Genomic DNA, 12,607 nt, shown 5'->3' with positions numbered 1-12,607 from the left:
GTCAGGCGCGGGGGGCGGGCGGCTTGATGCGGACCCGCTGCTCCTCCGGGCTGCTCTCAAGGTCGTCGAGCTGCGCGGCGATCGTCTTGCGCAGGGCGTCGTAGTCGCTGAAGCGGTGCTCCTTGAACAGGGTGTAGCCGCTCCACATGAGGTTGGCGCACACCCGCGCCGGCACGCGGCCCGTCGCCGCGCCCATGCCGACCAGCGCCACCGACGTGATGCTGCCGGGCTCCGCCTCGTTCTGCATGTGGATGGCCTGGAACGCGGCGGCGCACGCGAAGGCCACGTTCAGCGTCGCGCTGACGTTCTCCGCCGAGTGCACCATGGTCGGCGTCGAGATCAGGAACGTCGGGTTGACCGCTCCGGAGCGTACGCAGACGGCGCTGCCCACCGGCAGCGTGCCGCCGAACCCCTCGCGGATGGCCCGCTGGACGCGCAGCTGGATGCCGGCCCCGAGGTGGCGCTTGATGACGGCGTCGACGCCGCCGTCCATGCGGCCCCGCGCGTTCGTGGGGCTGACCCAGGCGTCGACCCGCTCGTCGACGATCGACCCCTGGCGGATCTCGATCTCGGGGTGGTCCGCGAACGCGGCCCGCCACGACTGCACCACCTCAGCGTTGATGTCGGCCAGCACTACCTTGAGCTGCGGCTGCACGCCGTCAACGGTCATGGGTCACTCCGAAGGTGTAAGGGCGTTCTCGACGCCGCGGAAAGCTCGAAGCCGCCGAAGGTCTCGACGCCGCCGAAAGTAGCGCCCCCCACCGACAAATCCGACCTCTCATCATGATCTCCGCGGGATCGCGTCTGTCGGAGCCGCACGGCACAATGCCTCCACCTTGATCATCCCGCCGTTTCCGGCACGGCACCCGCACCAGGAGCCCCCGATGCGCGACACCGACACCCCCGCCCCCTCCCCGTCCGGCCCCCAGGAGCCGCACGACCCGCTCGCCCTCGCCGAACTCTTCAAGGGCGGCGGCGAGCCCTGGCTGCCGCTCCTCCGACCGGTCATCGAGGCGCGACCCGCCGCGGCAACGTTCATCGGCCCCGGCCGCGGCCCGGACGTCGTGCCCGTCCGCGAACTGACCTTCCAGGCGCTCAAGCCCAACCCCCCGCACAAGTGGAAGGTCATCGTCTTCGGCCAGAACCCGTACCCGCGGGCCGAGAGCGCCACCGGCATCGCCATGTTCGACAACACCTTCCACGACTGGGCCGACAGCCAGTTCGGCAGGGTCGTCTCCATCCGCTGCATCATCAAGGCGGCGGCCATGTGGAAGCACGGCATCCCGAAGAAGACGCCCATCGCCGACATCCGCGCGCTGCTCAAGCAGCACGACACCGTGCAGCCGCCCGAATGGTTCCAGGCGATGCTCACGCAGGGCGTCCTGCTGCTGAACGCCGCCCTCACCGCCAGCGCCGACGGCGCGATGGGCACCGACCAGCACACCGCGTTCTGGCGGCCCGTCATCGAGAAGGTCGTCGAGGAGATCCTGAAGGCCAAGCGGGACGCCCCCGACGACGAGGACCGCGGCGTCGTGTTCGCCTGGTGGGGGGTGCACGCCCGCAGCCTGAAGCAGGTCGTCCTGCGGCTGCAGAAGAAGTACCCCGAGGTGGAGGTCCGCCACATCGACCACGCCAACCCGGCCGCACAGGGCGACCTCTTCTGCGACGGCGACCACTTCGCCCAGGTGAACGCCGCGCTGGCGGCGCTGGGCGCCGACGAGATCGACTGGCTGCCCGCCAAGGGCTGGAACACCCTCACCGCGAAGGACGGCGGCGCCGACCCCGGCACGGCCGACCGTATGGGGGCGTTCATCGCCTCCACCATGGAGCTCCACCAGCTCTACCTCGAACGCCTCGCCGAGGTCAAGAACGAGGGCCTCGTCCTCCCGGCGATCACCGGGGTCATGGGCACGCCGCTCATGAGCTTCCAGGAGGCCGTCGCCCCCGTCGCCGCGCTGCTGCCCAGCCTCGCCTGGCATGTGGACAAGTCGCTGCGGTTCGCCGAGAAGCAGGCCGGCGCCGCGCCCGGCGGCCTCACCGCCGACGAGATCGCCGCCCTGCACCTCTACACCTGCGAGTCGGCCTTCTATCGGCAGATCAACGCGACCCTCCGCCACCCCGACCGCGCCCAGATCGTGCCGTACCTGGCGTACCTGCGGCTGCTGCTCTCCGCCGTCTCACGCCTGCCGGTGCGGAAGGAACCGCTGTGGCGCGGCGTCTCCCTGGACCTGCGGGGGCAGTACCCGCTCGGGCGGACCGTCACCTGGTGGGGCGTGTCCTCGTGCACGTCGGAGCTCGGCGTCGCGCAGGCGTTCCTCGGCCGCCGCGGCAAGCGCACCCTGTTCGAGGTGCACCCGGTACGCGCCGTCGGGATCCGCCGCTTCTCCGCGTTCACCGGCGAGGAGGAGTTCATCCTCGCCCCCGGCACCCAGCTCAAGGTGACGGACGTCAAGGTGGAACGCGGCGGCCTGTGCACCGTCCGCCTCACCGAACTGGACGAGGACTGCCTCGTGGCCTGAGCGGGCCCCGCGGCGAGTGCCTGATCCGTCCGGTACGCGGTCCGCACCGCCCTCCCGGAGCGCGGTGCGGACCCCGTAGCGTGAGAGCCGTGAGTGAGCCATCGGCGAGCACGGGCCGGGTCCTGGTGCTGGTCCTTCCGGACGTGAACCTGCTGGACCTGAGCGGTCCGGTGCAGGTCTTCGACGCCGCGGCGCACCTGGGTGCCCGCTACCGGCTGGAGTACGTGTCCGACGCCGACGAGGCGGTGTCGGCACAGGGACTGCGGCTGGCCGGATTCGCCCGCCTGCCGTCCGCGGAACCCGGTGACCTGGTGCTGGTGCCGGGACCCCGGCTGAAGGACCTCCGGCCGGGCGAGTCGCCGGTTCCCGACGCGGTGACGCGGTGGCTGCGCACGACGCACCGCCGCGGCGCCCGGATCGCGTCGGTGTGCACCGGCGCGGCGGCGCTGGGCGAGGCCGGGCTGCTGGACGGACGCCGCTGCACCACCCACTGGTCGCTCGTCGAGGCGATGCGGCGCAGGTACCCGGCGGCCCGGGTCCAGGACGGCGTCCTGTACGTCCACGACGGCCCGGTGAGCACCAGCGCCGGCATCTCGTCCGGCATCGATCTGGCGCTGTCACTGGTGGAACGCGATCACGGCCCCGCGCTCGCCGCCGCGGTCGCCAGGGAACTCGTGGTCTACCTGCGAAGGAACGGGTCAGCGTCCCAGATCAGTCCCTTCCTCCAGCACCGTTCGCACCTGCATCCGGCCGTCCATCGGGTGCAGGACCATCTCGCCCAGCACCTCGACACCCCGCACACCCTCGCCGAGCTGGCCGCCGTGGCCCACCTGTCCCCGCGCGGCCTGAGCCGGGCGTTCGCCGCGGCGATCGGCGTCAGCCCCCTTGAGTACCAGCAGCAGCTGCGCCTGGAACGCGCGTCGAGGCTGCTGGCCGACACCGACCTCGGCGTTGACGCGGTGGCGGGCCGCTGCGGCTTCCGCGACGTCCGCCACTTCCGCCGCCTGTTCTCCGCCCGGTACGGGATGCCACCGTCGCAGGCGCGCAAGCACATGCGCTGAGCGACGCGCCTCCCCCGGATTCCCCTCGCCCTGACCGTTCTCGGACGCCCATGTGGCGCTGCCGTGGATTCGCCATGCCCTCGTGGCCGTACAGAGAAGAGATCTCCCGTGTCCCCTGTCCGAAGCCGTCCAGCCGCGCGCTCGAGCGGACGTCAGAAGAGGCCCGTCGCGCGCCGGATCGGGCGCATACTGCTGGGCGCCGCCGTGTTCCTCGCCTGCCTGGGCGGGATCTGCGCCGCCGGGGTCGCCACCACGATGAGCCAGAGCTACCCCGAGTACGGCCGGCGCCCGCCCGTCGAAGGCCTGCCGGCGCCCAAGGCGCTACCCGGCGGACGCATCACCGTCGCGGTCGTGGTCAGCAACGCCGGCTCGGTCTCAGCCGACGTTCTCGCCCCCTACGAGGTGTTCGCCCGATCGGAACGGTTCGCCGTCTACACCGTGGCGGCCCGGCGAACCCCGTCCCCGCTCTCCGGCGGCGTACACCTGCTGCCCGACCACACCCTGGACGAGGTCGCAACCGGCGCCGTTCCCGAACCGGACGTGGTGGTGGTGCCCGCCGTCGTCGATCCCACCGGCACGGCGGAGGAGCCGCTGCGCCAGTGGATCGCCGCACGGTCGCGGCACGGCTCCCGCCTGCTGGGCGTCTGCGCGGGCTCGGAACTCCTCGCCGCGACCGGCGTGCTCGACGGCCGCCAGGCCACCTCGTTCTGGGCCAACATCGGCTCCCTGCGGCGCAGCCACCCCGCGGTGCGCTGGCGGAGCGGCGAACGCTACGTGGAGGACGGCACCATCACCACCACGGCAGGCATCACCTCCGGCACCGTCGGCGCGCTCCGCCTGGTCGAGCGGCTCGCGGGCGCGGACGAGGCCCGGCGGATCGGTGACGCCCTCCACTATCCCGGCTGGAGCCTGAACGGCCCCACCGCGATCACCCCGAACCACCTCGCGCTGTCCGACCTGCCGTACGCGCTGAACGCGGCGTTCCCCTGGCTGCGCCCCACGATCGGCGTCGGACTGGAGGAAGGAGTGGGAGAGATCGACGCCGCCGCCGCGTTCGAGGTCCACTCCGGCGTCTCGTTCAGCTCACGCGCGATCCCGATCAGCGCCACCGGAACGGTCACCACACGGCACGGCGTCGTCCTGCTCACCGAGCCTGCGGACGCGGCGGTGCCGCCCCTGGACCGGTTCGTGGTTCCGGGGGCGCGCGGCACCGTGACGCCCGCCCTCGTGAGCTGGGCGTCCGGACGGGGTCTCACCCCGGAGCGGCCCGGTGGCGGACGGCGCGACGACGAGTTCGGTTTCGACCCGATGCTCCGCGACCTCGCGGCCCACGCGGGCGACGTGACCGCCCGGATCACCGCGAAATTCTCCGAATACCCCATCGGACAGCTACGTCTCTCCGAGACCGGCTGGCCCTGGCGTTCCACGGTCGTCTTCGCCGTCGCCCTGGCCGGCTCCGCCCTCGTCGCCACGCTCGCCGCCACCCTTCGACGCCGTCCGCGCCGGTGGTGAACGTGTGCCGGGAGATCAGTGCCTGGCGCTTCTAAGGGCATGGCTCGCGGGACGCGCGTGTGACCGACGCCATGCGGCCGGCTGTCACAGGGCGTCCGGCGAGTCCGTCCTCTCTCCGCAAGGGCAGAGAGAAAGAAGGCGAGCCATGCCCATTGACAGTGAGAGCACCGCGAGACGACCCGAGACGCCGCCACGCCGGCGGCGCCGCGCGCTCAAGGGGGTCGCCGCGCTTCTGGCCGGGATCATCGCGGCGGCCCTCCTCGTGGCCTACGCCTGGCAGCCCCCGGAGGAACGGGATTTCCGCTCGTCCTGGCAGGCGGACTCGCGTTTCGTCGACACGCCCGTCGCCCGCTTCCACTACATCAAGACCGGGGAGGGCTCCCCCGTCGTGCTGCTGCCCGGCGGCACGCTGTGGAGCTACACCTATCGTGACACCGTCCCCGCCCTCGCCAGAGACCACACCGTGTACGCGGTCGACCCGCCCGGATACGGATACACGAGCGTCCACGACGAGGACTTCAGCTACGACGTGCGGGCGATGGCCGACGCCCTCACCTCGTTCATGGACGCCGTCGGCGTGCCGCGGGCGTCCATCCTCGCCCACTCGCTGAACGGCTCCGTGGCGCTGTATCTCGCCGAGACCCGGCCAGAACGCGTGGACAGGCTCGTCCTGCTGGCGCCCCTGGCGCTGGACACGGAACTCAACCTCAACCTCGATCTGATGCGCGTACCGGTGATCGGTGAGGCCGTGACCAAGCTGATGGCCCGATCCACGTTCGCCTCCGGCCTGTCGGGCGCCTACGCGCGAGGCGAACGGATGACCTCCCACGTCGTCGACGAGTACTGGGCGCCGCTGAGCCGCCGGCCCAACCGGAAGGCGATGTGGAAGCAGGTCCGCATGCTCGACCTGTCGCTCGTCGATCGCAAGCTGGGCGACGTCCGCGCTCCCACGCTGATCCTCTGGGGCGACAGGGACACCTTCGTCTCCCCCGAGCAGGCCGACCTGCTGCGCCGCAGAATCCCGGGATCCGCGCTCCGCGTGTTCCCCGGCCTGGGCCATGCCCTCCACGAGGACGCGCCTGCGCTCATCAACCCCGAACTGACCGCTTTCCTGCACACCGACGCCGCCACACCGGCGCAGACCGGAGGTCCCCAGCGGTAACCCGCACCGACCGCGACCGAGCCCGAGACCACCGCCTCCGTGCCGGTTCCTCCCCGGGCAGGAAATCGGCTCCCGCGCCGACCGTCCCGACCAGGCGGCGCTCGCGCAGGAGCTCGCGTCCTTCCTGGTCGCCCTGCGCTCCGTCCCCGTCGACGACGCCCCGCGGCCGGGCCCCGAGACCGCGTACCGCGGCGGCCCGTTCGCCCACTACGCGGCGCAGGCGCGGGAGGCGCTGCGCGCGCTCGACGTCCGGTTCCCCGTCGCGGACGAGGTGGTGGACGAGGCCGTCGCCTCTCACTGGCAGGGCGCGCCGGTGTGGTTCCACGGCGACGTCGCCGTCGACAACCTCCTCGTGGACGACCGCGGCCGCCTCAGCGGCGTTCTCGACTTCGGGTGCTCCGGGGTCGGCGACCCCGCGTGCGACCTGGTCATCGCGTTCACGTACTTCGACGACGAGGCGCGGCCCGTCTTCCGCCGGGCGGCCGAGGTCGACGACGACACCTGGCGCCGCGCCCGGGGCTGGGCGATCTGGAAGGCGGCGATCACCCTGGCGGACCCGGGCGCCCCGGCCCCGCGCCGGGCCGAACAGGAACGCGCCCTGGCCGCCGTCCTGACGGAAGCTTCCCGTGGGGACGACGCTTGACCTGAAGCCTGCCCCGATGCTCCCCGGGGCGAGGGAGCCGTGTCCCTCCCGCGGGGGAGTACGCCCGGCCTCGGCCCGGCGAAGCTGTCAACCATGAGCACTGCACCCGTGGTCCACCCACCCGTACGGCCCGCGCTCCCCGGCAAGCTCACCGTCTGGGCCGGCCGATCCATGGTCCTGATCGCCGTGGCGCACACCGCCGTGTTCGCCCGCCTCGCCCCCTGGTCCAGCTGGCTCGCAGGGGACCTCCGCAACCACACCGCGGACACCGACTCGGTGGCGACGTTCTGGGCGCTGCCCGGCGGATTCGTCGTGGTGCTGGCCCTGCTGGGGCTGCTGCTGGCGCGCGCCGGACGGCAGGGCGAGCGCATCCCCGGGTACGTCGGCTGGACGATCCTCGCCTGGGGAGCCCTGGCCGTCGCCCTGATCGGGCCGAGCGGCTTCCTCCTCGCGATCATCCCGTCGGCCCTGCTCATCGCCGCCGACCTCACCGCCCGACGGCCGTCCCGCTGAGCGAGTCCTGGCGCCGGGACTGGGGGGCGGCCGACTCACGCCCCGGCAGCCCGTGCGGGCAGCTCGGTCTCGTCGCCGGCCTTGACGTTCAGGTGCGTCCCTGTCAGGTCCGCACCCGTCAGGTCGGCACCCTTGAGGTTCGTCCCTGTCAGGTCCGCACCCGTCAGGTCGGCACCCTTGAGGTTCGTCCCTCTCAGGTCCGCCCCGCGGAGGATCGCCTCCCGCAGATCCGCTTCGCGCAGGTCCGCCCCGCTCAGGCTCGCCCCGCTCAGGTTCACGCCACGCAGGTCCGCCCCGCGTAGGTCCGCGTCGAACAGGTCCACCCCGCTCAGGTCCGCCTCGCGCAGGTCCGCCCTCCTCAGCTTCGCCTTGAACAGGTCCACCCCGCTCAGGTCGGCGCCGTTCAGGTACGCCTCACCGAGGTCCGCCACGAACAGGACCGCGTGCCGCAGATCGGCGCCGTCCAGATACGCCCTGCGCAGGTCGGCTCCGGACAGGTCAGCGGAAGCCAGGTCCGCCCCGCTCAGGCGGGCCCCACGCAGGTCTGCCCGGGTCAGGACGGCGGTGCCGAGGTTCAGCCCGCTCAGATCCGCTCCTGGCACCCGGATGCGCGTCAAGTCGCAACTGCAGACCCAGTCGTGCCCGAGCTCGGTGTCCGGCGCGTCGTAGACACTGCCGAGCACGGTCAGGGCCATCTGCACGTCGGCGGCAGGCTGCCCCGGCAGCCCGGCCTTCGCCATCGAATCGTGCTCCCGTACGTACGCGGCCATGACGTCGACGGTCGTCACGCGGTCTCGCTGAGAGTCGCGTGCCAGGCGTCGCAGCGTCCGGATCGCGTCCAGGCGAACCTCGATCTCCCGGGAGCCGAGCCGCTCCACCGCCTGGTCGTACCGGTCGACGCTCCGCCCTTCCTGCACGGTCTCCATGGACCTGGCGTCGGTGTAGACCAGGCTGCCCGCGACCAGCACCACCCCGAGGACGACGCCCCGGGTGCTCGTTCGCTGAAGAAGCGTCCCTCGTTCGGCCGTGAACCAGCAACCGACGCCGATCAGCAGGACGACGGCCCCGAGGACGGTGAGCGCCGCGGGAAGGAGATCCGCTGCGGAGTACGGCGGCGCCAGGTAGCGGGGAAGCCGTTCCAGGGCCGGCCGCCACCAGACCGTCGCGCCGGCGAGCAGGTGGAGGGCCACGGCGGCGCTGACGATGACGACGACCACGCTGGTCGACCAGATCAGGGCCCGCCGCGGAAGCGCCTGCCGTGATGTCACATCAACCATTCGACCTGAAGGCAACCGGCGAATGTAAGCCTTCCGACGGAACTGTCACCTGTACGAGGCCTCGGTCACCTCCCTCCCCCATCCAGTACCGCCTTCCCCCGCAGACGGCGCCCGGCCAGAGCCTCTGCCGCCTCGGCGACCCGATCCCACCGGCCCCGCCAGGAGATCTTCGGCTTGAGCCGGCGTCCACCGGCTCGCGGACGTTCTCCGGTCCGACGACCAGTTCGTCAGCGCCCAGCTCCGCCGGCTCCCTGCCGCCCTCCGCCGAACCGACAGAGGCGATCACCTGCGCGCCGCCGATCGCGGCGAGCTGCACGGCGAAGGAGCCGGCCCCGCCGGAGGCGCCGGTCACGAGGACCCTCCGGCCCGCCGCCGCGCGCACCTGTCTGCCGATCGTGAAGGCCCTCCCGTCCTGCGGCTCGGCCAGAGGCGGCCGGCTTGGGACCACCGCTCGGCGCAGGCAAAGCTCCTGGGAATTCGGAGAACACCTCACCGGGCGGTGCAACACATTGGCCCCTTGAGTCGTCTGGGTCGTGAGGATCGAGAAGGGACCCCATTGGACGACGAATCCGGCTTCGACAAATTCGTGGCTGAGCAGGCCGACGCGCTGCTCCGCTACGGATACGTCCTGACCGGCAACCCTCACGACGCCGCCGACCTCGTCCAGGAGGCCCTCCTACGGGTGCGCGGCGCCTGGTCGAAAGTGCGGCGTAAGGACAATCCGAACAGTTACGCCCGGATCACTATGGCGCGGCTGCACATCAGCATCTGGCGGCGGCGCAGACGTGAACACCTCACTGCGGACCCGCCGGATCGGGCCGGCCACGAGGTCTTCCCCTTCGAGCAGCAGCAAGGGCTCTGGGAGGAGTTGGCCTCGCTGCCTCGCAGGCAGCGAGCCGTGCTGGTGTTGCGCTACTACGAGCAGCTCACCGACGCCGAGATCGCCAAGGTGCTCGGCATCTCCCTGGGAACCGTACGCAGTCAGGCCTCGCGGGGCCTGGACAAGTTGCGGTCCTCTCTCTCCTCCTCGCCCGCCACCCACGGGAGCCCGCGATGAACGATCTTGGAAAAGAGCTGAGCCGCCTTCTCGCCGACGCGGCGGAACGGGCGCCGCGGGCGCCAGCCGGGCTGTCCGCGACGGTCAAGGCACGTCATCGCCGGCGGCGGGCACGGTCCGCGGCCCTGCTCGCGGCCGTGGCCGTGGCCGTGGTGATCGGAGGGGCGGGCACGGTGGTGAAAACCGTGCGTACGTCGGCCGTGCCGCAACCCGCGGCCAACGCGACGGACAAGCCGACGGGCATGGCGAAACCGCCGACGGACGTCATCCCACCGCCGATCGAGAAGGTATGGCCACAGGCCGTACACAAGATCCCTGCCACGCTGCCCGACGGCCGAGACTACTACCCGGAGTTGCTTCTGGACGATCGCACGCTGCTGGTCACCACGGGGATCAAGGGCGGGAAGCGTCGGTTCCTCTGGACCTACGATCTGCACAGCGGCAAGCCCACGCGAATCGCCGAGATCCCTCCGACGAAGGGCTCGGTGAGCTTCGCCGACGACATCGCGGCGGGAGGCGGAAACATCGTCTGGTGGGCGTACAAGGAGGCGGGCGAGAACCGGATCGCCCAGATCTGGACGGTGCCGGTCCGCGGCGGTACACCACGGCCAGTGAGCGACGTTCCCATGACGAACGCCACGAAGCAGTTGGGCCAGATCACCGACCTGACCGTCGTGGGCAAAGAAGTGATCTTCGCCTACGAGAAAGGAGGGGTCTACCGGGTGCCGCTGAGCGGGGGCCGGCTGCAACCGGTGAAGGGAGCCGAGCGGCAGCACATCCTGCGGTGGCCGTGGGTGGGCACCCATCGAGCGATGGACGACTTCCTCCGACTGTTCAACGCCGAGACCGGTGAACGGCGCGACGCCGTGGCCGCGGCCGACGAGGAGGTCAGATGCGGTGTCATCCGGTGCACGGGCATGAAGGTGCGCTATGAGAAGGTCCCGTGCGCCGTCGAATCATGCGCGGACAAGATGAAGAAGGAGCGGGTCGTCCTGCGCAGCTTCGTCCGCGACCGCGACGGTTCCGGGGAAAGACCACTGCCGGCTGCCACCGACCTGTACGGCCCCACCGACCTCGCCCTTGAGCGGTTCTTCAAGCAGATTCTCCGCGGACCGCGAGGGGAAAGTGTCATGGCCCTCTACGACGTAGAGACCGGCAGGACGGTCGACCTCGGCCTAAGAGTGGATGCGAGAGGATTCATGTCCCTTCCCCAAAGCGGGCGTGATGCGCTGATGACCTACAGGATCGGGGACCAGATGCATGTTCTGGACCTGTCCACGATCGAGTAGACCGAAGGCGGTTGCCGGATGGCGGCTGCCCTTCCTCATCGGGCCGCGGCGCTCTCCGTCGGTCCAGCGATGCGGGCCGATGAGGAGAAGCTCGTCCGCGATCTTCATCGAAGCCTCAGTCGGCGGGGAACGGCAGGAAGAGGCTGTAATCAGCTCGACCTTGTCTGCGCGGGACCGGCACACGACGCCCGGCCCGGTGTCCCGCCGCCGTCCAGGACCGGCCCCCAGGCCGCACGCCCGGACGGCGGGCGGGCGGAGGGCCGGGGTGCGGCGACGCGCCGCATGCGAACGCCGGCCCCGCGGAAAACGCCACCACCCTCTACTACCGGCTCTGAGGCTCATTCCACCCACCACCAGCCGTCCCCCAGGTCGCGGACCGGCCTGCCCATATCTCCCTCAGCGGACGCCTGCATAGTCCCCGCCGCGCGGCTCGGCGAGCACCGCCCTCACCGACTCTGCTGGACGCCCGCCGTGCCACTGACCGATTCTCGGCGGAGCCGCAGGCCCGCGACCGTCAGCAGGGCCACCGCGCCCACGGTGAGGATGGCGTTGCTGGTCAGGTCTTCCACCAGGCTGGTCGGTGGGGTGGGCGGCACCGTCGGGACGATGACCTTCTGCGGGAAGGAGTGCCAGGCGTAGGTCAGCATGGCCCCGCCGGCGAGTGCCAGCCGGTGGGCCTGCGACCAGCCGGCGCGGTGTGACCAGCGGACCACCACCGTGGCGACGGCGACGAACAGAACCAGATAGATGATCACGGTGAGCCACGCCGGGAGGGGGATCGCCTCCGCCAGCCAGGGCGTGAATCCGGTGGGGTCGACCGCGTACAGCAGCACGAAGACTGCTCCGGCGACCATGGCGAGGGCACCGGCGGCCCACGGGCCGGGGGCGCGGCCGGGCAGCGGGGTGACTTCGGCAGGGCGTCTGGGGAGGCGGACGCCGACGACGATGATCGCGGCGATGACGACTCCGGCGCCGATGAGCTGCGGCGCGGAGGCATGGTGACCGTAGACGGCTTGGGCGATGCCCGCGCCCAGGGCGACGGTCGCATACAGCACGCCCGCGACGGTGAGGCCGACCTTGCCCAGCCATGGTGTGGTGCGCCGCGAGCCGGCGAGGGTCTCCGCGACCGCGATCGGGGTACTGATGCTGAAGACCGTGTGCACGCCGACCATGAACATCGTCCATGGTCCGGCCAGGCCGAGCGCGGGGATGAAGCCGTAGTCGAGGGTGTGTGCGCCGACCACCCAGTTCGAGTCCCACAGGGTCTGGGTGACGTAGGCCTCCTCGATCATGCCGTAGGCCAGTGCGAGGGTCATCATGGCGGGCCAGCCGCGTCCGGTGCGGCGGGTGAACTCACGGATGAGGAGGGCGCCGCCACCGTACAGGCAGGACAGGCCGAGCAGCTTGGAGATGCTGTCGGTGATGGGTGAGTTGCCCATCAGGTACTCGGCGGTCAGCGGCGCCAGGAAGAACAGCCCGATGGCGGGCGCCAGGCGAGGCAGTAATGCTCCTTGGATCATTACCTCTGCATACCATCACTGAGTGCAAACATACAACGGTGTAAATATCGTCTG

General features: G+C 71.2%; 10 protein-coding genes and 1 pseudogene. 8 read left to right on the top strand and 3 right to left on the bottom strand.

What is annotated here, in order from left to right; genetic code table 11:
* Position 1: 1 nt before the first annotated feature.
* Complete coding sequence (locus tag BMX74_RS12485) at positions 2 to 670, bottom strand: macro domain-containing protein (RefSeq protein WP_055504432.1); 669 nt, start codon at positions 668 to 670, stop codon at positions 2 to 4.
* A gap of 214 nt (positions 671 to 884) precedes the next feature.
* On the opposite strand from BMX74_RS12485, the gene BMX74_RS12480 reads away from it, so the two are divergent.
* The 6 genes and pseudogenes from BMX74_RS12480 to BMX74_RS12455 all read left to right on the top strand — a co-directional run bounded on the left by BMX74_RS12480 (position 885) and on the right by BMX74_RS12455 (position 7,410).
* Entirely contained in the window at positions 885 to 2,519 is a 1,635-nt protein-coding gene (locus tag BMX74_RS12480) for an ADP-ribosyltransferase domain-containing protein (protein WP_055504431.1), read from the top strand.
* An 89-nt stretch (positions 2,520 to 2,608) separates the two neighbouring features.
* Positions 2,609 to 3,580, top strand: a complete 972-nt coding sequence (locus tag BMX74_RS12475; RefSeq protein ID WP_091100349.1) for a GlxA family transcriptional regulator — start codon at positions 2,609 to 2,611, stop codon at positions 3,578 to 3,580.
* A 204-nt stretch (positions 3,581 to 3,784) separates the two neighbouring features.
* Positions 3,785 to 5,092: a DJ-1/PfpI family protein gene (locus tag BMX74_RS12470; RefSeq protein WP_055504429.1), complete on the top strand. Its 1,308-nt coding sequence runs from the start codon at positions 3,785 to 3,787 to the stop codon at positions 5,090 to 5,092.
* A gap of 145 nt (positions 5,093 to 5,237) precedes the next feature.
* A complete protein-coding gene (locus BMX74_RS12465; RefSeq protein ID WP_055504428.1) occupies positions 5,238 to 6,254 on the top strand; it encodes an alpha/beta fold hydrolase in 1,017 nt (338 codons plus the stop codon).
* A 55-nt stretch (positions 6,255 to 6,309) separates the two neighbouring features.
* Positions 6,310 to 6,897, top strand: a pseudogene (locus tag BMX74_RS12460) (phosphotransferase); the annotation flags it as partial.
* A gap of 93 nt (positions 6,898 to 6,990) precedes the next feature.
* On the top strand, positions 6,991 to 7,410 hold the full coding sequence (locus BMX74_RS12455) for a DUF6463 family protein (protein ID WP_256256914.1): 420 nt from the start codon (positions 6,991 to 6,993) through the stop codon (positions 7,408 to 7,410).
* 35 nt (positions 7,411 to 7,445) lie between these two features.
* On the opposite strand, the gene BMX74_RS44020 is transcribed toward BMX74_RS12455, so the two are convergent.
* Entirely contained in the window at positions 7,446 to 8,678 is a 1,233-nt protein-coding gene (locus BMX74_RS44020) for a pentapeptide repeat-containing protein (protein ID WP_177227323.1), read from the bottom strand.
* A 565-nt stretch (positions 8,679 to 9,243) separates the two neighbouring features.
* On the opposite strand from BMX74_RS44020, the gene BMX74_RS12440 reads away from it, so the two are divergent.
* The gene (locus tag BMX74_RS12440) at positions 9,244 to 9,744 is read left to right on the top strand and encodes a SigE family RNA polymerase sigma factor (RefSeq protein WP_091100343.1); all 501 of its coding nucleotides are present in this window, start codon (positions 9,244 to 9,246) and stop codon (positions 9,742 to 9,744) included.
* Positions 9,741 to 11,033, top strand: a complete 1,293-nt coding sequence (locus BMX74_RS12435) for a TolB family protein (protein ID WP_091100341.1) — start codon at positions 9,741 to 9,743, stop codon at positions 11,031 to 11,033. The genes BMX74_RS12440 and BMX74_RS12435 overlap by 4 nt, the downstream gene beginning before the upstream one ends.
* Positions 11,034 to 11,479: 446 nt before the next feature.
* On the opposite strand, the gene BMX74_RS12430 is transcribed toward BMX74_RS12435, so the two are convergent.
* Positions 11,480 to 12,553: a hypothetical protein gene (locus BMX74_RS12430; protein WP_055504422.1), complete on the bottom strand. Its 1,074-nt coding sequence runs from the start codon at positions 12,551 to 12,553 to the stop codon at positions 11,480 to 11,482.
* Positions 12,554 to 12,607 lie beyond the last annotated feature (54 nt).

The sequence above is a fragment of the Nonomuraea pusilla genome (genome assembly GCF_900109355.1).
Taxonomy (GTDB): domain Bacteria; phylum Actinomycetota; class Actinomycetes; order Streptosporangiales; family Streptosporangiaceae; genus Nonomuraea; species Nonomuraea pusilla.
This window is presented reverse-complemented; position numbering and strand designations above follow the sequence as displayed.

Coding starts and splice junctions, on each gene's coding strand:
- BMX74_RS12480 (WP_055504431.1), top strand. CDS start 885: ATGCGCGACACCGACACCCCCGCCCCCTCCCCGTCCGGCCCCCAGGAG.
- BMX74_RS12455 (WP_256256914.1), top strand. CDS start 6,991: ATGAGCACTGCACCCGTGGTCCACCCACCCGTACGGCCCGCGCTCCCC.
- BMX74_RS12435 (WP_091100341.1), top strand. CDS start 9,741: ATGAACGATCTTGGAAAAGAGCTGAGCCGCCTTCTCGCCGACGCGGCG.
- BMX74_RS12430 (WP_055504422.1), bottom strand. CDS start 12,553: ATGATCCAAGGAGCATTACTGCCTCGCCTGGCGCCCGCCATCGGGCTG.
- BMX74_RS12465 (WP_055504428.1), top strand. CDS start 5,238: ATGCCCATTGACAGTGAGAGCACCGCGAGACGACCCGAGACGCCGCCA.
- BMX74_RS12485 (WP_055504432.1), bottom strand. CDS start 670: ATGACCGTTGACGGCGTGCAGCCGCAGCTCAAGGTAGTGCTGGCCGAC.